Origin of the sequence: Pseudomonas sp. MYb2, from assembly GCF_002979955.1 — a bacterium.
GTDB lineage: Bacteria > Pseudomonadota > Gammaproteobacteria > Pseudomonadales > Pseudomonadaceae > Aquipseudomonas.
The window spans coordinates 169,463-187,070 of record NZ_PCQC01000004.1 but is presented as its reverse complement, the minus strand read 5'-3'; the positions used below and the strand labels follow the sequence as shown (position 1 = coordinate 187,070).

General features: G+C 59.5%; 22 protein-coding genes. 14 read left to right on the top strand and 8 right to left on the bottom strand.

The window, feature by feature from the left end; all coding sequences use genetic code 11:
* Window positions 1-94 precede the first annotated feature (94 nt).
* Entirely contained in the window at window positions 95-781 is a 687-nt protein-coding gene (locus CQ009_RS08245) for an LrgB family protein (RefSeq protein WP_105705512.1), read from the bottom strand.
* Window positions 771-1,157, bottom strand: a complete 387-nt coding sequence (locus CQ009_RS08240; RefSeq protein WP_064387974.1) for a CidA/LrgA family protein — start codon at window positions 1,155-1,157, stop codon at window positions 771-773. The genes CQ009_RS08245 and CQ009_RS08240 overlap by 11 nt, the downstream gene beginning before the upstream one ends.
* Before the next feature lie 97 nt (window positions 1,158-1,254).
* On the opposite strand from CQ009_RS08240, the gene CQ009_RS08235 reads away from it, so the two are divergent.
* Window positions 1,255-2,142 carry a LysR family transcriptional regulator gene (locus tag CQ009_RS08235; RefSeq protein WP_105705510.1) on the top strand — a complete coding sequence of 296 codons (888 nt, stop codon included), beginning with the start codon at window positions 1,255-1,257 and terminating at the stop codon, window positions 2,140-2,142.
* Here CQ009_RS08235 and CQ009_RS08230 read toward each other — a convergent pair.
* On the bottom strand, window positions 2,132-2,587 hold the full coding sequence (locus tag CQ009_RS08230) for a flavodoxin (RefSeq protein ID WP_105705508.1): 456 nt from the start codon (window positions 2,585-2,587) through the stop codon (window positions 2,132-2,134). The genes CQ009_RS08235 and CQ009_RS08230 overlap by 11 nt on opposite strands.
* Before the next feature lie 154 nt (window positions 2,588-2,741).
* On the opposite strand from CQ009_RS08230, the gene CQ009_RS08225 reads away from it, so the two are divergent.
* Together CQ009_RS08225 and CQ009_RS08220 are read left to right on the top strand one after the other, a co-directional pair.
* Window positions 2,742-3,215, top strand: coding sequence for a PAS domain-containing protein (locus tag CQ009_RS08225; RefSeq protein WP_064387977.1), 474 nt, complete (start codon window positions 2,742-2,744; stop codon window positions 3,213-3,215).
* A gap of 54 nt (window positions 3,216-3,269) precedes the next feature.
* On the top strand, window positions 3,270-3,875 hold the full coding sequence (locus CQ009_RS08220) for a hypothetical protein (protein WP_064387978.1): 606 nt from the start codon (window positions 3,270-3,272) through the stop codon (window positions 3,873-3,875).
* 3 nt (window positions 3,876-3,878) lie between these two features.
* Here CQ009_RS08220 and CQ009_RS08215 read toward each other — a convergent pair whose 3' ends face one another.
* Window positions 3,879-4,838 (bottom strand): MerR family transcriptional regulator, encoded by a 960-nt coding sequence (locus CQ009_RS08215; RefSeq protein WP_064388013.1) that lies wholly within the window; start codon window positions 4,836-4,838, stop codon window positions 3,879-3,881.
* Window positions 4,839-5,049: 211 nt separating this feature from the next.
* Here CQ009_RS08215 and CQ009_RS08210 point away from each other — a divergent pair, with 211 nt between their 5' ends.
* The 6 genes from CQ009_RS08210 to CQ009_RS08185 all read left to right on the top strand — a co-directional run bounded on the left by CQ009_RS08210 (window position 5,050) and on the right by CQ009_RS08185 (window position 8,141).
* Window positions 5,050-5,616: an antibiotic biosynthesis monooxygenase gene (locus CQ009_RS08210; RefSeq protein WP_064387979.1), complete on the top strand. Its 567-nt coding sequence runs from the start codon at window positions 5,050-5,052 to the stop codon at window positions 5,614-5,616.
* Window positions 5,617-5,749: 133 nt separating this feature from the next.
* Window positions 5,750-6,460, top strand: a complete 711-nt coding sequence (gene folM, locus CQ009_RS08205; protein ID WP_105705506.1) for a dihydromonapterin reductase — start codon at window positions 5,750-5,752, stop codon at window positions 6,458-6,460.
* A gap of 21 nt (window positions 6,461-6,481) precedes the next feature.
* Window positions 6,482-7,042 (top strand): GTP cyclohydrolase I FolE, encoded by a 561-nt coding sequence (folE, locus tag CQ009_RS08200; protein ID WP_064387981.1) that lies wholly within the window; start codon window positions 6,482-6,484, stop codon window positions 7,040-7,042.
* Window positions 7,043-7,414, top strand: coding sequence for a dihydroneopterin triphosphate 2'-epimerase (gene folX / locus CQ009_RS08195; RefSeq protein WP_053117178.1), 372 nt, complete (start codon window positions 7,043-7,045; stop codon window positions 7,412-7,414).
* 99 nt (window positions 7,415-7,513) lie between these two features.
* A complete protein-coding gene (locus CQ009_RS08190; RefSeq protein ID WP_064387982.1) occupies window positions 7,514-7,810 on the top strand; it encodes a DUF1244 domain-containing protein in 297 nt (98 codons plus the stop codon).
* Window positions 7,803-8,141 (top strand): HopJ type III effector protein, encoded by a 339-nt coding sequence (locus CQ009_RS08185; protein ID WP_064387983.1) that lies wholly within the window; start codon window positions 7,803-7,805, stop codon window positions 8,139-8,141. Before CQ009_RS08190 ends, CQ009_RS08185 begins: the two co-directional genes overlap by 8 nt.
* 214 nt (window positions 8,142-8,355) lie before the next feature.
* On the opposite strand, the gene trxB is transcribed toward CQ009_RS08185, so the two are convergent.
* Entirely contained in the window at window positions 8,356-9,318 is a 963-nt protein-coding gene (gene trxB, locus CQ009_RS08180; RefSeq protein WP_064387984.1) for a thioredoxin-disulfide reductase, read from the bottom strand.
* A gap of 311 nt (window positions 9,319-9,629) precedes the next feature.
* Between trxB and cysZ the strand changes: the two genes are divergently transcribed.
* Both cysZ and CQ009_RS08165 read left to right on the top strand, forming a co-directional pair.
* The gene (gene cysZ, locus CQ009_RS08170; RefSeq protein ID WP_064387985.1) at window positions 9,630-10,382 is read left to right on the top strand and encodes a sulfate transporter CysZ; all 753 of its coding nucleotides are present in this window, start codon (window positions 9,630-9,632) and stop codon (window positions 10,380-10,382) included.
* Window positions 10,383-10,435: 53 nt separating this feature from the next.
* A complete protein-coding gene (locus tag CQ009_RS08165) occupies window positions 10,436-11,635 on the top strand; it encodes a glycosyltransferase family 1 protein (RefSeq protein ID WP_105705503.1) in 1,200 nt (399 codons plus the stop codon).
* 108 nt (window positions 11,636-11,743) lie between these two features.
* Here CQ009_RS08165 and CQ009_RS08160 read toward each other — a convergent pair whose 3' ends face one another.
* The 3 genes from CQ009_RS08160 to CQ009_RS08150 form a co-directional block, all read right to left on the bottom strand.
* Window positions 11,744-12,847, bottom strand: a complete 1,104-nt coding sequence (locus tag CQ009_RS08160) for an NADH:flavin oxidoreductase (RefSeq protein ID WP_105705501.1) — start codon at window positions 12,845-12,847, stop codon at window positions 11,744-11,746.
* Window positions 12,848-13,013: 166 nt separating this feature from the next.
* Window positions 13,014-13,496 (bottom strand): glutathione peroxidase, encoded by a 483-nt coding sequence (locus tag CQ009_RS08155; protein ID WP_064387988.1) that lies wholly within the window; start codon window positions 13,494-13,496, stop codon window positions 13,014-13,016.
* Window positions 13,497-13,619: 123 nt separating this feature from the next.
* Window positions 13,620-14,105 carry a peptidylprolyl isomerase gene (locus tag CQ009_RS08150; protein WP_064387989.1) on the bottom strand — a complete coding sequence of 162 codons (486 nt, stop codon included), beginning with the start codon at window positions 14,103-14,105 and terminating at the stop codon, window positions 13,620-13,622.
* Between CQ009_RS08150 and CQ009_RS08145 the strand changes: the two genes are divergently transcribed.
* Genes CQ009_RS08145 through CQ009_RS08135 form a run of 3 tightly spaced genes read left to right on the top strand, consistent with a single transcriptional unit; the run spans window position 14,074 to window position 17,466 of the window.
* Complete coding sequence (locus CQ009_RS08145; RefSeq protein ID WP_064387990.1) at window positions 14,074-14,400, top strand: DUF3565 domain-containing protein; 327 nt, start codon at window positions 14,074-14,076, stop codon at window positions 14,398-14,400. The genes CQ009_RS08150 and CQ009_RS08145 overlap by 32 nt on opposite strands.
* 60 nt (window positions 14,401-14,460) lie before the next feature.
* On the top strand, window positions 14,461-16,560 hold the full coding sequence (gene pta / locus CQ009_RS08140) for a phosphate acetyltransferase (RefSeq protein ID WP_105705499.1): 2,100 nt from the start codon (window positions 14,461-14,463) through the stop codon (window positions 16,558-16,560).
* Window positions 16,561-17,466, top strand: a complete 906-nt coding sequence (locus CQ009_RS08135; protein WP_105705497.1) for an acyltransferase — start codon at window positions 16,561-16,563, stop codon at window positions 17,464-17,466. It abuts the gene before it with no gap.
* Window positions 17,467-17,608: the final 142 nt, after the last annotated feature.

The window sequence follows — 17,608 nt, the reverse complement described above, 5'->3', positions numbered from 1 at the left end:
CAGCAGTCTAGTCAGGTGCAGGCAATCGCGTAGTTGCATTGGCAGCCAGCTTGATGACTGATCGAGTCAGCGATGCAAACAGCTTGGATCCATGTCAAAGCAACGACGCCAACAAAGGCGCGGCGAACAGATTGAGCAGTCCGGTGAGGACCATCACCAGGCCCGCCACAGAGCCTTCTTCACCGCCGACTTCGTGCGCCCGACTGACCCCGGCACCGTGTGCGCCCACACCGAACAACGCGCCCCGCGCCAGGGCGCTCCGCAACGGCAGCCACTTGAGCAGAACCCCGCCAAGCATCGCGCCGAACACGCCAGTGAACATCACGAACACGGCGGTCAATTCTGGTACGCCGCCGAGGTTTTGTGCCAACGGCATGGCGAACGGCGTGGTGATCGAGCGTGGCACCAGCGACAGGGTCACCGAACTGTCGAGCGCCAATGCCTTGGCCAAGCCGAACGAGGTGCCAATCGAAGCCGCACTGCCCGCCACCATGCCCAGCATCAGCGCCGACCAGTGCCGCATCAATAAATGTCGTTGCTGCCAGATCGGCACGGCGAAGGCGACGGTCACCGGGCCCAGTACCAGCATCAGCCAATGAGTGTTGCTGGAATATTCGGCGTACGCGGTGTGCAGCGGTACGGCGAGTGCGAGAAGCAACGCCGGCACCAGAATCAGCGGCGACAACACATAACGCCCGGTGCGCCGATAAATCCAGCGGCTGAACAAGTACGCCAACAACGTGAAGGCGAGCCAGAACATCGGCATCCATTCAAGCTTCATGGGAACGCCTCGCGCGCACGGCCAGTTCCACGGTGAACGCGGTCACCAGCATCACCATCAGGGTGCTGGCGGCGATCACCAGCAAAATCCGCCAGCCGTCATCGCGCAGCAACGTGCCGTAATCGAGCAGGCTCATCAACGCGGGAATGAAAAACAGCAACATCTCGGCCATCAACAGGCCCGCGCCCAATTGCAGCGCTGCCGGTTTGACCCAGCCGAACGCGAACGCCAGCAGCAACAGCGCCATGCCAATCACCCCGCCAGGAATAGGCCAGGGCAACCACGCGGCGATCAGGCAGCCGAGCAGGTAGAGACCGAGCAGTACGGCAAGTTCGACGAACAGACGGGAAAAGTGTTTGAGACGGGCGGCGTTCATGAGGTTGGCTCCTTACAGAAGCCTATTTTACGAAGCGACCTGCCATCCCCAAAGCGAATTGTTAGACTCGTAGCCATTCCAAACTGGAATCAGATTTATGGAACTCAAACAGCTGCGCAGTTTTGTCGAAGTCATGCATCAGGGCGGTTTTACCCAAGCGGCGAAAACCCTGCACATCAGTCAATCAGCGGTGAGTAAACAGGTCGCGCAATTGGAGCAAAGTCTCGGCACGCCGCTGCTCGAGCGGCTCGGCTCACAGCTGCGCCTGACCGCCGCTGGCAGCGTGGTGCTGCAACGCGCCGAAGCCATGCTGCGTTTGCGCAATGAGCTGCTGGTCGAGTTGGACGACCTCAGTCATCTGGCCCGTGGCGAGCTGCGCCTCGGTCTGCCGCTGTTGGGCAGCGATGCCCTGTTTGCCGGGCTATTCGCCGAATACCGCCGGCGCTATCCGAACATCAGCGTGCAGTTACTCGAGGGCGGCAGCCGTCATATCGAGCAAGCTGTGCTCAACGGTGAACTGGAATTGGGTGGCAGTCTGTTGCCGAAGGATCCGCAGTTTGACTGTCAGCCGTTCTGCGACGAGAAGCTCGATGCGTTGCTGCCGGTCGATCATCCGCTGGCCGAGCGCGGCGAGATCGGCCTGGAGGAACTGGCCGACACACCGTTCCTGCTTTATCAACGCAGCTTCGTGCTCAACGACCGCTTGCTGCAGGCGTGCCAGCAAATGGGCTTCACGCCGAAGGAAGGCGGGCGCAGCGGGCAGGCGGATTTTCTCGCAGCGCTGGTCGCCGCCGGGCAAGGCGTGGTCCTGTTGCCCAGGGTGGTCGCACGCGGGCTGGTGCGGCCAGGCGTGGTGCGCCTGACCTTGCGCGCGCCGGATTATCTGCGTTGGGACATCGCGTTTATCTGGCGTCAGGGCGCTTATCTGTCGAATGCCGCGCAGGCGTGGCTGGCACTTTTACGCGAGCGGCCGATCAGCCCTTGAGTGCGTCGATCAACTGCGCCAGCCATGGCTCGGCGTCGGTTTCCGGGGTCACGCTTTCGCTGGCATCAATGCGCAGCATGTCCTGCACCTCACGCACGCCCAGTTCGCCGAACAGTTCGCGCATCTGCTCGCCACCACCGCAGAACGTGTCGCCATAACTGGCGTCGCCCAACGCAATAACGGCACCGGGCAAACCGCGCCAGGCTGCCGGCAACTGATCGCGAATGGTCGAATACAACGGTTGCAGGTTATCCGGCAACTCACCCATGCCAGTAGTCGAGGTCACGGCGAGCAACGCTTCGGGACCGAACGTTTGAAGGTCCGTCAGGCTGGCGCGCGAGTTGTAGAAGGTTTCAAAGCCAGCGGCTTTCAACAGGTTCTGGGCGTGGCGGGCGACTTCTTCGGCGGTGCCGTAGACCGAACCGGAGAGGATGGCGACTTTCATCAATCTGATCCTGAAACTGAAAAAATGAGCGGCGATAGTAGCAGCCTGAACTGCAAAGCTGCGATTGGATCTCATCTGCCGATAATGGCCAGTAGACAGCGCCGATGGTTCTTCTAGAATGCGAGCCACTGACAACTCTTGAAAGGATTCAAAGATGATCAAAGCCAGTCTGCTGCAAATGGTGATCAATGCGTCGAACGACGGCATCGTGGTCGCCGAAAAAGAAGGTGAGCAGGACAACATTCTGATCTACGTCAACCCCGCTTTCGAACGTCTCACCGGTTACAGCAGCGAAGAGATTCTCTACCAGGACTGCCGGTTTTTGCAGGCAGGAGATCGCGATCAAGAGAGTCTTGAGCTGATTCGCAACACGCTGCGCGACGGCGGAACGTGCCGGGAAATCCTGCGCAACTATCGCAAGGACGGCACGCCGTTCTGGAATGAACTGTCGCTTTCAACGGTGAATGCTGATGATGGAATGACTTATACCGTCGGCGTGCAGAAAGACGTAACGGTTCAGGTCAAAGCTCAGCAGCGTGTTGTACAGCTCGAGGCAGAGATTGCGGCGCTACGTGCAGAGCTGGCGCAGCTGAAAGCGACGAACGGTTCAAACAAAACAGCGAACTAATTGTCATTAACTACAATCACCAATGACTTTGTAACTATTCCTTTCGAGTTAGCCATGCAGCGCGACGCCCTCCTCACTCAGGATGAGCTGGATTTCATCCAGACCATGCAGCACAACCCGCAACTGAACGTGCGGGATGCGACGTCGAGTCTGCTGGTCAATGGCGGATCGCAGATTCGTGATTTGCTCACGCGTCTCGCGGCTCATGAGCAAGTGACCATTCAGGCCAACTTCGAAAATCAGCAAATGACTTTTCCGTTGCACCTGGTGGAAGACGAGTTTCATGCGCTGCATTTGCGCCTCGGCGTTCCGAGCATTTACGAAGACGGCCCGATGGTGCGCCCATGGCGGCTGGTGCTCGAAGAGCCGGTAGCGCTGGAAAATGCCAAAGGCCAGCCAGGCATGATGTGGGTGCACGAGGTGTCGCACAAAGGTGTGTTGCTGGAAATGCGCAACAAGACTAAACCACCCAAGCACTTTGCCTTGTGGTTCAGCCCTTCGGGGTATGAGCGGATTGCATTGCGCGGCAATTTCGAACGGGAAACCGAACACGGCTTCTACGCTTACGAGCTGAACCAGACCGATGCCGATGAAACCGAACGTCTGCGTCAGTTCATCCTGCAACAGCATCGCTTGACCCATCCTGCCCTGCACACCTGATTTTCAGGTATCCAGTTTTCCGGCAAGAAATTGCGTCAGACGCTGACGCATGGTTGCACCTTCGTTACCAATACAGCCAATCGAACTTGCCGCCAGACTGTCCTGCGCCAGATCGGCTGCATCCCCCGCCAGTAACAGCTGACAATCGAGACTCAGCGCCAGCCGATGCAGGCGCCGTGGCAATTGCGCGCTGGGCGCATGATTGGAAAACAGCACCAGCGCTTCGGGTTTGATCTTCTCGCAAATCAGTGTCAGCTCGTCGAACGGCTGGCCTGTGGTCAGCACCCGCACGCCCGACTCGCTGGTACTCAGAAATAACGCCGCCACCAGCAATTCCAGTTCGCGGCACTGACCGGCCAAGGCGCTGACGACGATCCTGCGTGGCTGGGAAGCGCGCAACGTGACGATTCGCTGCAACACTCGCGCGCGGAGAAAACCATCGAAAAACAGCCATTCGCTGGTTTGCCCGAACGCGTCCTGGCGCTGCAACAATGCTCGCCAGAGCGGCATCAGAATGTCCTGAAAGACCACGGCCAATGAATACGAAGAAAATATCTGGCCATAGACCCGATCCATTTCCTGATCATCGAACGAACTGATCGCGCGCTGCACCTGATGCTGCCATTGCAGATAGTCCGCCTGCACCAGATCGTCGGAAATGATGTGCGCCAGCGCTTTCAAGGGTTCGGTCTTGGCGAGAATCCTGCCGATCTTGCTGACCGCTACGCCACGGTCGATCCATTCGACGATGCTGCGAACGCGCTCGATATCGTTCATCGAATACAGCCGATGCCCACTTTCGGTGCGTGTTGGCTCGATTAATCCGTAGCGTCGCTCCCATGCACGCAAGGTAACCGGGTTGACGCCGGTCAACCGCGAGACTTCGCGGATGGGGAACAGATCCTCGCGTTCAATCGCCGTAGATGCCTGAGAAACAGGGAGTACGTCAGTTATGACGGGCATTGTGCGGTCAACTTCCATGCTGGTTAATTGGATCCCATTCTACTCCTGACCGCCCTTCATCGTTCAAGTACAGATCTGCGACGAATGTCGCTGGTGTAATCGCTAAAATCAGGAATAATCCTTGCTTGTTGAAAAGCGCAGGCCTCTACCCCGGCCTGCGTCAGGCGAACTTCCTACCCGGAACGACGCAACCGAAATACGGAGATACACAATGTCTACTTCCCCCGTCACGTTGATGGTTGCGCGTCGCGTTGCCGATGGCCGCTATCAGGATCTGATTGCCTGGCTGCGCGAAGGCGAACAGCTGGCCACCGACTTTCCCGGTTATCTCGGCTCCGGCGTGCTCGCTCCGCCGCCCGGCGATAACGAATTCCAGATTATTTTCCGCTTCGTCGATGAACAGACCCTGCATGCCTGGGAGCACTCCGCTTCGCGCACTGCGTGGCTGGATCGTGGCAGCGATCTGTTTGCGCATCCGAAGGAACATAGAGTCAGCGGTATCGAAGGCTGGTTCGGTGCAGCCGGTCAGCGTCCTGCTCGCTGGAAGCAGGCGGTAGCAATCTGGCTGGCGTTCTTTCCGGTGTCGCTGCTGTTCAACTTTGTCCTCGGCCCACTGCTCGCTGAAATGAGCTTGTTGCCGCGTGTGTTGATCAGCACGGCGTGCCTGACACCGCTGATGGTTTACTTCTTTATTCCACTGTCGACGCGCCTGCTGGCGAACTGGCTGAACAGCACGCCGGTGCGACTGCCGGTGACGGCAGCACCTCAGAAACATTGAAGATCGCAGCCTCGTTGCACTCGACAGCTCCTACGGGAACGTAAGCCGGCCTGTGCAGGAGCTGCCGCAGGCTGCGATCTTTTCCGGCGTGTCGCTGTTATAGTTTTTGCTCCCACCGCGATGCGAGCCGTTCATGCCAGATTCCGCAGCCCCGATCCTCATCACCGGTGCCGGCCAGCGAGTCGGCCTGCATTGTGCGCAGCGTTTGCTCGAGGATGGTCATCGCGTCATCTTCACCTACCGCACTGAACGTCCCGGTGTACAGGCGCTACGAGACCAGGGCGCGCTCGGCTTGTACGCGGACTTTTCCAGCGAAGCCGCCATTCTCGCGTTCATCACCGAGCTGAAAACCCACACCGATAGCCTGCGAGCGATCATCCACAATGCGTCCGAATGGTTAGCAGAATCGCCGGATAACGAAGCCGAAGCCTTCACACGCATGTTCACTCTCCACATGCTTGCGCCCTATCTGCTCAACCTGCACTGTGGCGAACTGCTGCAACGCTCGACGCCTGCCGACATCATTCACATCAGCGACGACGTCACCCGCAAGGGCAGCAGCAAACACATCGGATATTGCGCCACCAAGGCCGGACTCGACAGTCTGACCCTGTCCTTTGCCGCGCGTTATGCGCCAGCCATCAAGGTCAACGGCATCGCGCCGGCCCTGCTATTGTTCAATCCCGACGACGACGCGGCGTACCGCGCCAAGGCCCTGGCCAAATCCGCGCTGGGTATCGAACCCGGCAGTGAAGTGATCTATCAGAGCCTGCGCTACCTGCTCGACAACCCCTATGTCACCGGGACGACCCTGACCGTCAACGGCGGACGGCACATCAAATAAGCCGCTTCGCGAGGATGTTCCATGACCCGCTCACTGCCCGAGAACTACCGCGACATCCTCATCGGCCTCGGTGAAGATCCCGACCGTGAAGGACTGCTCGACACCCCGGCGCGCGCGGCCAAGGCCATGCGGTACCTGTGTCACGGTTATGAACAGAGCGTCGACGAGATCGTCAATGGCGCGCTGTTTGCCTCGGACAGCGACGAGATGATCATCGTCGCCGACATCGAGCTGTATTCTTTGTGCGAACATCACCTGCTGCCCTTCATCGGCAAGGCCCATGTGGCTTATATTCCGACGGGCAAGGTGTTGGGGTTATCGAAGATCGCGCGGCTGGTGGACATGTTTGCCCGGCGCCTGCAGATTCAGGAAAACCTCACCCGACAGATCGCCGATGCGGTGCAACAGGTCACCGATGCCGCCGGTGTCGCCGTGGTCATCGAAGCCAGACACATGTGCATGATGATGCGCGGCGTTGAAAAACAGAATTCGACGATGAACACCTCGGTCATGCTCGGCGCCTTCCGCGAGTCGAGCAACACCCGCCAGGAGTTCCTGCAATTGATTGGACGGAGCAAGTAAATGCCACAACTTCAACCGGGAATGGCGCGCATCCGGGTCAAGGATCTGCGCTTGCGCACCTTTATCGGGATCAACGAGGACGAAATCCTCAACAAGCAGGATGTACTGATCAACGTGACAATCCTGTATGCCGCACAAGAAGCGGTGCGTGACAACGACATTGATCACGCGCTGAACTACCGCACCATCACCAAGGCGATCATCGCCCACGTCGAGGGCAATCGCTTTGCGCTGCTCGAACGCCTGACTCAGGAATTGCTCGATCTGGTGATGAGTAACGGTTCGGTGCTGTACGCCGAAGTCGAAGTCGACAAGCCGCATGCGCTGCGTTTTGCCGAGTCGGTATCGATAACGCTCGCGGCAAGCCGCTGAGCTTCAAGCTTCAAGCTTCAAGCGGTAAGCTAACGGCCGACCCCGATCCAATCTTGCAGCTTGAAGCTTGCCGCTCAAAGCTGTCTCGCAGAGACCACCATGACTGATCAACAACGCCTCGAACTCGAAGCCGCCGCCTTTCGCCGGCTGGTCGCCCATCTGGACAGCCGCAAGGACGTGCAGAATATCGACCTGATGAACCTCGCCGGCTTCTGCCGCAACTGCCTGTCGAAGTGGTACAAGGCCGAAGCCGACGAGCGCCAGATCGAGGTCAGCCTCGACGACGCCCGCGAAGTGGTTTACGGCATGCCGTACGCCGAATGGAAAGCCCAATATCAGCAAGAAGCCAACGCTGAACAACAAGCAGCGTTCGCCAAAGGAAAAACCCATGAGTGATCTGAATACCCTGCGCGCCAGTCTGAAGAGCGGCGATCATGCTTTCGCCGACACCCTGGCCTTCATTGCTGCCGGTTACGACTACCAGCCGCAGGCGTTCAACAACGGTGGCGTGGAAAACGCCGCCGGGCAGAACGAAGGCTCGTGCAAGACCTTGGGTCTGGCGCTGCTGGAAGGGCTGAGCGATGAAGAAGCGCTGTTGGCGTTTGGTGAGCATTACCGTTCGGTGGTCGCGACCCCTGAGGGCAGTGATCACGGCAATATCCGGGCGTTGATCAAGCATGGTCTGGCCGGCGTCAAATTCACCGCGCAACCCCTGACCCGCCGCTGATCAAGATCAAAAGATCGCAGCCTTCGGCAGCTCCTACACCGTGATCGTTCCCACGCTCCGCGTGGGAATGCAGCCGGGGACGCTCCGCGTCCCATCGGACGCAGAGCGTCCAGATGAGGCATTCCCACGCAGAGCGTGGGAACGATCATCACGTGGCTGAATCTGCGGGCACAAAAAAACCGGCCAATATGGCCGGTTTTTTTATGTCTGCGATTTAGAACGAAGCGTTCTGCAGACCGTCCAGGTAACGCTCGGTGTCCAGTGCCGCCATGCAGCCGGCGCCGGCCGAGGTGATCGCCTGGCGGTAAACGTGGTCAGCCACGTCACCGGCGGCGAAGATACCTTCAACGCTGGTCGCAGTGGCATTGCCTTCACGGCCGCCCTGCACCACCAGGTAACCGTCTTTCAGGGTCAACTGGCCTTCGAACAGCGAAGTGTTCGGGGTGTGGCCGATGGCGATGAACACGCCGTCGACGGTGATTTCGTCGAAGCTGCCGTCGTTGTTCTTCAGACGCGCGCCGGTCACGCCCATGTTGTCGCCCAAAACTTCGTCGAGGTTGGCGTTCAACTTGAGGATGATCTTGCCTTCAGCGACGCGAGCGTTGAGCTTGTCGATCAGGATCTTCTCGGCGCGGAAGGTTTCGCGACGGTGGATCAGGGTCACGGTGCTAGCGATGTTGGCCAGGTACAGTGCCTCTTCAACAGCGGTGTTGCCGCCGCCGACCACTGCAACTGGCTTGTTGCGATAGAAGAAACCGTCGCAGGTCGCGCAGGCCGAAACGCCTTTGCCCATGAACGCTTCTTCCGATGGCAGGCCCAGGTAACGCGCGCTGGCGCCAGTGGCGATGATCAGGGCGTCGCAGGTGTAAGTCGCGCTGTCGCCGGTCAGGGTGTAAGGCTTGGCGGCGAAGTCGACGGCGTTGATGTGATCGAACACGATCTCGGTTTCAAAACGCTCGGCGTGTTCACGCATGCGCTCCATCAACACTGGGCCGGTCAGACCGTGGACGTCGCCCGGCCAGTTGTCGACTTCGGTGGTGGTGGTCAGTTGACCGCCGGCCTGCATGCCGGTGATCAGCAGTGGCTTGAGGTTGGCACGGGCCGCGTATACCGCAGCGCTGTAACCGGCAGGGCCGGAACCGAGAATAATCACTCGCGAATGACGGACTTCAGACATGACCTGCTCCTGTTGACCGGGCCGAAAAACAGACCCGGATCGCCGGACTGCCGGCGGGAATAAAAAAGGACTGTGGATAACCTTGGGGAAGGCGTGAGCTCGACAGTCCTGTAAAAAGTTGGGTGCAGCGTATCGAGGGGGGCAAGATTAAGGAAATACGGTTTAACAATCCAGCTCATAGGTGGTCTCTATGCCGACACACTGACGAGATGGACGTCTTTGTTACAGTGAATGTCGATCGCTCTGCCGCGCTTTCGCCACCCGTGCAAAGTCGGTAAGGTCGGCGCGTTTTCCCTTGCTCGGAGCACCTTATGCCCGCCCCCGTTCTGTCCGGCCCGCAATACCTGCGCGAAGGCCTCAAACTGGTCTTGAGCCCAGGCTTGCGCCTGTTCGTGTTGTTGCCGCTGCTGATCAACCTGGTGCTGTTCGTCGGATTGATTTATCTGGCCGGCCACCAGTTCAGCCTCTGGGTCGATACGCTGATGCCGTCGCTGCCCGAATGGCTGAGTTTCCTCAGTTACATCCTCTGGCCTTTGTTCGTGGTGCTGGTGGCGCTGATGGTGTTCTTCACCTTCACCATGCTCGCCAACGTCATCGCCGCGCCGTTCAACGGTTTCCTTGCGGAAAAAGTCGAAGTGGTGGTGCGCGGCACCGATGACTTTCCGGCGTTCAGCTGGGGTGAACTGATTGCGATGGTCCCGCGCACCCTCGCCCGGGAAATGCGCAAACTGGGCTACTTCCTGCCCCGCGCGATCGGTCTGTTCATCCTCTCGTTCATCCCGGTGGTAAACATCATCGCTGCACCGCTGTGGCTGCTGTTCGGCGTATGGATGATGGCGATCCAGTACATCGACTACCCGGCGGACAACCACAAACTGGGCTGGAACGAGATGCTCGCCTGGCTGCGGCAGAAGCGCTGGCAGAGCATGAGTTTTGGCGGGATCGTCTATCTGGTGCTGCTGATTCCGGTGGTCAACATTCTGATGATGCCGGCGGCTGTCGCTGGCGCAACGCTGTTCTGGGTGCGTGAGCGCGGTGCCGAAAACCTGGTAACGCAGCGCTGAGCGCTGACCAACCTCGCGTCATAAATCCATCATCCGAACGTCACAAGCACGACATGGCCTCAGCCGACACTGAGGCCATGACGACAGCTCTACATATCACCCTGATCAGCGAAACCTTCCCACCGGAAATCAACGGCGTGGCCAATACGCTTGGCCGCTTGTGCGATGGACTGCGCGCGCGTGGGCATCAGGTCGAATTGGTGCGCCCGCGTCAGGCCGGCGATCCGCAGCGCAGTGAGGATGATGCACTCCTGTTATGTCGGGGCTGGCCACTGCCGGGGTACCCGGGGCTGCAATGGGGGCAGTCGTCGATGCATAAACTGCTGCGGCGCTGGAAGCGCCAGCGTCCCGATGTGCTGTACATCGCCACGGAAGGCCCGCTCGGGTTGTCGGCGCTGCGGGCGGCGCGCCGTTTGGGGATTTCGGTGGTCAGCGGTTTCCATACCAATTTTCAGCAGTACACCAGTCAGTACGGCCTCGGCTTGCTGACGCGGATGCTCACGCATTATCTGCGCTGGTTTCACAATCGTTCGGCCATGACGCTGGTGCCGAGTGTCAGCCAACGCCTGGAGCTGGAGCGGCGGCATTTCGAGCGGTTGGCGTTGTTGTCGCGTGGTGTCGACAGCCAGTTGTTTCATCCGAGCAAACGCCTGAATGCCTTGCGTGAGCAATGGGGGCTGGGCGAGCGCGATATCGCCGTGATTCACGTAGGACGCCTCGCCCCGGAGAAAAATCTGGGCTTGCTCAAGCGCAGTTTCGACACCCTGCGCAGCAGTTATCCACAGCGCAATCTGAAACTGATCGTGGTTGGCGACGGTCCGCAACGGTTAGCGCTGGAAAAGGAACTGCCCGAGGCGATTTTCTGCGGTGCGCAGCGCGGTGAAGCGTTGGCGGCGCACTATGCGTCCGGGGATCTGTTTGTGTTTCCAAGCCTGACGGAAACCTTCGGCAATGTGGTGCTGGAGGCCTTGGCTTCAGGGTTGGGTGTGGTGGCTTACGATCAGGCTGCGGCGGCGCAACATGTTCGCCATGGCTACAACGGCGTGCTGGCGATGCCGGGTGATGAGCAGGCGTTTTGTGAGGCGGCGGCGTGGTTGCTGGAGGAGGATGAAGCGTTGCGTTGCGTGCGCTTGAATGCGCGGCAGCATGCGAGTCGCCAGGGGTGGGCGGCGATCATTGAGCAGTTTGAGGAGCACTTGCGTGGGGCTTGTGTGGGGGAGCAAGTGGTGCCGAATGCGCAGACATTGCCTTGAGTTCAGGCGACTCGGAGACCGTCATCGCGAGCAGGCTCACTCCTACAGGGGAACGCATTCCAATTGTAGGAGTGAGCCTGCTCGCGAAGGGATCATTGAGAACGCCGCTTAAACCAGCGTCATCAACGCCTCACGGCTGAACGGCAGAATATCCTGCTCACGCCCTTCGCGAACTTTTTGCGCCCAGTCTGGGTCGACCAGCAACGCACGGCCCACGGCCACCAGATCGAATTCCTCTTTGTTCAGACGCTCCAGCAGATTCTCCAGACTGGCCGGTTGCGCGACCTTGTCGGTGTTGACCATGAATTGCAGGAACTCGCCATCGAGGCCAACACTGCCGACGGTGATGGTCGGTTTGCCGGTCAGCTTGCGGGTCCAGCCCGCCAGGTTCAGCTCGGAGCCGTCGAACTCCGGCTCCCAGAAACGCCGCGTCGAGCAGTGGAAAATATCCACGCCGGCGTCAGACAAAGGCTTGAGGAACTCGCCCAGTGCTTCTGGGGTTTGCACCAGACGCGCGGTGTAATCCTGCTGCTTCCACTGCGAGAAGCGGAAGATGATCGGGAAACCTTCGCCGACTGCTGCACGCACCGCTTGAATCAGCTCGATGGCGAAACGTGAACGATTGGCCAGGCTGCCGCCATATTCGTCGGTGCGCTGGTTGCTGCCTTCCCAGAAGAACTGGTCGACCAGATAGCCGTGGGCACCGTGGATTTCCACGCCGTCCATACCGATGCTTTGTGCGTCCTTGGCGGCTTGGGCGAATGCGGCGATTACGTCCTTGATGTCCTGTTGGGTCATGCCGTGCACCACGACCTGACCGTCCTTGAGTTTTTCCGACGGACCGTAAGCCGGCACGCTGGCGTCCGGCTCGGTGCCGATGCGGCGTACGCTGCCGACATGCCAGAGTTGCGGAACGATCTTGCCGCCTTCAGCGTGAACAGCGTCGACGACTTTCTTCCAGCCGGCCAACGGCGCTTCACCAAAGAATTGCGGCACGTTCGGGTAACCGTTGGAGGCGATGTGGCCGACGGTGGTGCCTTCGGTGATGATCAGGCCGACACCGGCGGCTGCGCGACGGCGGTAGTACTCGATGACTTTCGAATTTGGCACGCCACCCGGGGAGAAGGAACGGGTCATCGGCGCCATGACCACGCGGGTCGGCAGTTCGAGGGCACCGAGGTGGAACGGTTTGAACAAGGCTTGAACGGGCATCGAAGGGCTCCACAGAGATGACTTTATGACGACGATAATATGGAGACTCGAAGCCTTTGAACAGCATTATTGATTTTGGTGATTAAGGATCAGAAACGAAAAGACCGCAGCCCCGTCAGTCCCGTGTAGGAGCTGCCGAAGGCTGCGATCTTTTGATCTTGCCGTTTCAGCTCAGCGCTTTTTCAATCGCATGAACAATGGTCGGATCATCCGGCGCCGTGCGCGGCGAGAACCGCGCCAATACGCGGCCGTCCTTGCCGAGCAAAAACTTTTCGAAATTCCAGGTGATGTCACCGGGAAACTCCGCGCCCTCGCCCGCCAGCAGGCGATAGAGCTGATGCCGTTCGTGACCGTTGACTTCGAGCTTGCTCGACAACGGAAACGTCACGCCATAGTTAAGGCTGCAGAAATCCTGAATTTCCTTTTCAGAACCGGGTTCCTGGCCGGCAAACTGGTTGCACGGCAGGCCCAGCACACTGAAGCCTTTGCCTTTGAATTGCTGATAGAGGTTTTCCAGCGCCGCGTACTGAGGGGTCAAGCCGCACTTGGAGGCGACGTTGACCACCAGCACGACTTGGCCCTTGAACGGCGCCAGCGGTAGCTCCTGACCATCCAGGGCTGTCAACTTAAGGTCGTGAAAAGCACTCATGACGAACTCCAGGATTCCGATGTTCTACTCGAAACAGCCACTTGGCGAGGCCACCAAGGACAGCCGCGGACTAAAAAGGCGCCCGCAGGCGCCTCTCCAGTACTCGAAGCTTAGCGCAGAAAATCAGTGGTGATGGCCACCTTCGCCATGGACGTGGCCATGAGCGATTTCTTCCTGGCTGGCATCACGGATGTCAACGATCTTCACTTTGAAGTTCAGGCGCTGACCGGCCAACGGGTGGTTGCCGTCGACGGTCACATCGTCGCCGTCGAGGTCACGGATGGTGACGATCTGCATCTGGCCGTCCGGCGCCGAAGCGTGGAACTGCATGCCGACTTCCAGCTCGTCAACGCCTTCGAACATGCTGCGGCTCAGGGTGCTGACCAGCTCGGCGGCGTATTCGCCGTAAGCGTCTTCCGGTTCAACGGCGACTTCCAGTTCGTCACCAACCGTTTTGCCTTCCAGCGCTTTTTCCAGGCCCGGGATGATGTTGCCTGCGCCTTGCAGGTAGACCAGCGGAGCGCCGCCGGCGGAGCTGTCGATGACCTCACCAGCGTCGTTGGTCAGGGTATAGTCGATGGAGACAGCCTTATTGGCGGCGATCAGCATGGGGCGAGACCTTTTGCAGAAGAATATAGAAAGGCCAAGTTTAGCGAAGCAATCGCGCGAAAGCGAACACAACCCGGACAAACGGGTTTCGACGATCACAGGCTTCCATCAGGACGAAGACGCTCATTGGGTGGTCGAGCTTTCCTGTGGCCACACCCAGCACCTGCGCCACCAGCCGCCGTGGCAATCCCGCGCCTGGGTGCTCGACCCGGCGCAACGTATTGAAAAAATAGGCCAAGCCTTTGCCTGCGGTTGGTGCGCACAAGGCTCGGTTAGCGATAACCTTGGCGACTGAATTTCGGTAGGTCGTCAGACATAAGCGACCGCCATTGCCATGCAACTTTAGAGAATTCGCATGCAAACTTTTTTTATCGCCCCCACCGATTTTGGCGTGGGTCTGACCTCCATCAGCCTCGGGCTGGTGCGCACGCTTGAGCGCGCAGGCCTCAAAGTCGGCTTCTTCAAGCCGATTGCCCAGCCGCATCCGGGTGACACCGGCCCTGAGCGTTCCACCGAACTGGTAGCGCGCACTCACGGTCTGAAACCACCACAACCGCTGGGCCTTGCTCACGTCGAGCGGATGCTCGGCGACGGTCAGCTCGATGAACTGCTTGAAGAAATCATCACCCTCTATCAGCAAGCGGCCATTGGCAAAGACGTGCTGGTCGTCGAAGGCATGGTGCCGACCCGCAGCGCCAGCTACGCCGCACGGGTCAACTTGCACCTGGCCAAGAGCCTCGACGCCGAGGTGATTCTGGTCTCGGCGCCGGAAAACGAAGTGCTCGCCGAACTGTCCGGCCGGGTCGAATTGCAGGCGCAACTGTTCGGTGGGCCGAAAGACCCGAAAGTCCTCGGCGTGATCCTCAACAAGGTCAAAACCGACGAGAGCATGGACGCCTTCGCCACGCGTCTGAAAGAGCATTCGCCGTTGCTGCGCAGCGGTGATTTCCGCTTGCTCGGTTGCATCCCGTTCCAACCCGAACTCAACGCACCACGCACCCGCGACGTCGCCGACCTGATGGGCGCGCAAGTGCTCAATGCCGGTGATTACGAAACCCGACGGATGACCAAAATCATCATCTGCGCGCGGACCATGCGCAACACCGTCGAGCTGCTCAAGCCCGGCGTGCTGGTCGTGACGCCAGGGGACCGCGACGACATCATCCTCGCCGTCAGCCTCGCGGCGATCAACGGCGTGCCGCTGGCCGGCCTGCTGCTGACCAGCGACACGCTGCCGGATCCGCGCATCATGGATCTGTGCCGTGGCGCGTTGCAGGCCGGTTTGCCGGTGTTGTCGGTGAGCACTGGCTCTTACGACACGGCCAACCTGCTCAACGGTTTGAACAAGGAAATCCCCATTGATGACCGCGAGCGTGCGGAGATCATCACCGATTTCGTCGCCAGCCATCTCGACGCCAAATGGCTGCATCAGCGCTGCGGCACGCCACGGGAAATGCGCCTGTCGCCGGCGGTGTTCCGTTATCAATTGATCCAGCGCGCGCAAGCGGCGAACAAGCGCATCGTCCTGCCTGAAGGCAGCGAGCCGTTCACTGTGCAAGCGGCGGCGATCTGTCAGGAACGCGGGATTGCCCGTTGCGTGTTGTTGGCCAAACCTGCAGATGTCGAAGCCGTCGCCCGCGCCCAAGGCATCGTCTTGCCGCCTGGGCTGGAGATTCTTGATCCCGATCTGATCCGCGAGCGCTATGTCGAGCCGATGGTGGCCCTGCGCAAAACCAAAAGCCTTAATGCGCCGATGGCCGAGCAGCAACTGGAAGACACCGTGGTGATCGGCACCATGATGCTCGCGCTGGATGAAGTCGACGGGCTGGTCTCGGGCGTGATCAACACCACCGCCAACACCATCCGCCCGGCTCTGCAGCTGATCAAGACCGCACCGGGCTGCACGTTGGTGTCGTCGGTGTTCTTTATGCTGTTTCCGGAGGAAGTGCTGGTCTACGGCGACTGCGTGATGAACCCGCACCCGAGCGCTACGGAACTGGCCGAGATCGCGTTGCAAAGCGCCGACTCGGCAGCGGCATTCGGCATCACCCCGCGCGTGGCGATGATCAGTTACTCCAGCGGCGAATCGGCGACCGGCGAAGAAGTCGAAAAAGTCCGCGAAGCCACCCTGCTCGCCCACGAACAGCAACACTCGCTGCTGATCGACGGTCCGCTGCAATACGACGCTGCTGCCAACGCCGACGTCGCCCGGCAACTGGCGCCGAACAGTCAGGTCGCCGGTCGCGCCACGGTGTTTGTGTTCCCCGATCTGAACACCGGCAACACCACCCACAAAGCGGTGCAACGCAGCGCCGATTGCGTCAGCCTCGGGCCGATGCTGCAAGGTCTGCGCAAACCAGTGAATGACTTGCCGCGAGGCGCGCAAGTCGATGACATCGTCTACACCATCGCCCTCACCGCGATTCAAGCCGCCAACCGACCTATGGATGTGTAAATGCTGGATTTTCTACCTGCACCCGTGCGCGGCGTGATCGCCTCGCTGCTGTTGGCAGTCAACACGATTCTGCTGTGCTCGTTTCTGTTCTGCGTGGCGCTGATCAAAGTGCTGCCGTTCGACCTCGCCCGACGCGCCTCACGGTGGCTGATGAGCCACACCCACGAAGCGTGGATCAGCAACAACAAGGGCTGGATGAACCTGGTGCGGCGTACACGCTGGCACGTCAGCGGTCTGCAAGGCCTCGACTATCAGCACTCGTATCTGATCACCAGCAACCACCAGAGTTGGGTCGATATTCTGGTGCTGCAATACGTGCTCAACCGCCGGATTCAGCCGCTGAAATTCTTCCTCAAGCAGGAGCTGATCTGGGTGCCGGTTATCGGTCTGGCGTGGTGGGCACTGGGCTTTCCGTTCATGAAGCGCTACTCCAAGGCGTACCTCGCCAAGCACCCGGAGAAGAAAGGCAAAGACCTCGAAACCACGCGCAAGACGTGTGCGAAGTTTCGCAATAACCCGGTGGGGATTTTCAACTTCGTCGAGGGCACGCGGTTTACCGACGGCAAGCATGCGCAGCAGCAGTCGCCGTTCAAGTACCTGCTCAAGCCCAAGGCTGGCGGGATTGCCTTTGTGCTGGATGCGATGGGCGAGCAACTGGAGTCGATCGTCAACGTGACCATTCACTATCCGGCCGGGCGTCCGGGATTCTGGGACTTGCTCTGCGGCAATGTGCGCGATGTGGTGGTGCACTTTGAAGAGCTGAAGATTCCGCAGCAATTCATTGGCAAGAATTACGATCAGGACGGTGAATATCGTTTGCAGTTTCAGGGATGGATCAATCAGCTGTGGCTGGACAAGGATGCGCTGCTGGAACAGATGCACCGCGAATATCCAGCCAAACACTGACCCCCTGTAGGAGTGAGCCTGCTCGCGATAGCGGTGGATCAGCCACCACCATTGTTGAATGACACACCGCTATCGCGAGCAGGCTCACTCCTACAGTTGACCGAGTTGGCCCGAATAAAAAAGCCCGCCGATGATTGCTCAT

Coding starts and splice junctions, on each gene's coding strand:
- CQ009_RS08245 (WP_105705512.1), bottom strand. CDS start 781: ATGAAGCTTGAATGGATGCCGATGTTCTGGCTCGCCTTCACGTTGTTG.
- CQ009_RS08240 (WP_064387974.1), bottom strand. CDS start 1,157: ATGAACGCCGCCCGTCTCAAACACTTTTCCCGTCTGTTCGTCGAACTT.
- CQ009_RS08235 (WP_105705510.1), top strand. CDS start 1,255: ATGGAACTCAAACAGCTGCGCAGTTTTGTCGAAGTCATGCATCAGGGC.
- CQ009_RS08230 (WP_105705508.1), bottom strand. CDS start 2,587: ATGAAAGTCGCCATCCTCTCCGGTTCGGTCTACGGCACCGCCGAAGAA.
- CQ009_RS08225 (WP_064387977.1), top strand. CDS start 2,742: ATGATCAAAGCCAGTCTGCTGCAAATGGTGATCAATGCGTCGAACGAC.
- CQ009_RS08220 (WP_064387978.1), top strand. CDS start 3,270: ATGCAGCGCGACGCCCTCCTCACTCAGGATGAGCTGGATTTCATCCAG.
- CQ009_RS08215 (WP_064388013.1), bottom strand. CDS start 4,838: ATGCCCGTCATAACTGACGTACTCCCTGTTTCTCAGGCATCTACGGCG.
- CQ009_RS08210 (WP_064387979.1), top strand. CDS start 5,050: ATGTCTACTTCCCCCGTCACGTTGATGGTTGCGCGTCGCGTTGCCGAT.
- folM (WP_105705506.1), top strand. CDS start 5,750: ATGCCAGATTCCGCAGCCCCGATCCTCATCACCGGTGCCGGCCAGCGA.
- folE (WP_064387981.1), top strand. CDS start 6,482: ATGACCCGCTCACTGCCCGAGAACTACCGCGACATCCTCATCGGCCTC.
- folX (WP_053117178.1), top strand. CDS start 7,043: ATGCCACAACTTCAACCGGGAATGGCGCGCATCCGGGTCAAGGATCTG.
- CQ009_RS08190 (WP_064387982.1), top strand. CDS start 7,514: ATGACTGATCAACAACGCCTCGAACTCGAAGCCGCCGCCTTTCGCCGG.
- CQ009_RS08185 (WP_064387983.1), top strand. CDS start 7,803: ATGAGTGATCTGAATACCCTGCGCGCCAGTCTGAAGAGCGGCGATCAT.
- trxB (WP_064387984.1), bottom strand. CDS start 9,318: ATGTCTGAAGTCCGTCATTCGCGAGTGATTATTCTCGGTTCCGGCCCT.
- cysZ (WP_064387985.1), top strand. CDS start 9,630: ATGCCCGCCCCCGTTCTGTCCGGCCCGCAATACCTGCGCGAAGGCCTC.
- CQ009_RS08165 (WP_105705503.1), top strand. CDS start 10,436: ATGGCCTCAGCCGACACTGAGGCCATGACGACAGCTCTACATATCACC.
- CQ009_RS08160 (WP_105705501.1), bottom strand. CDS start 12,847: ATGCCCGTTCAAGCCTTGTTCAAACCGTTCCACCTCGGTGCCCTCGAA.
- CQ009_RS08155 (WP_064387988.1), bottom strand. CDS start 13,496: ATGAGTGCTTTTCACGACCTTAAGTTGACAGCCCTGGATGGTCAGGAG.
- CQ009_RS08145 (WP_064387990.1), top strand. CDS start 14,074: ATGGAGACAGCCTTATTGGCGGCGATCAGCATGGGGCGAGACCTTTTG.
- CQ009_RS08150 (WP_064387989.1), bottom strand. CDS start 14,105: ATGCTGATCGCCGCCAATAAGGCTGTCTCCATCGACTATACCCTGACC.
- pta (WP_105705499.1), top strand. CDS start 14,461: ATGCAAACTTTTTTTATCGCCCCCACCGATTTTGGCGTGGGTCTGACC.
- CQ009_RS08135 (WP_105705497.1), top strand. CDS start 16,561: ATGCTGGATTTTCTACCTGCACCCGTGCGCGGCGTGATCGCCTCGCTG.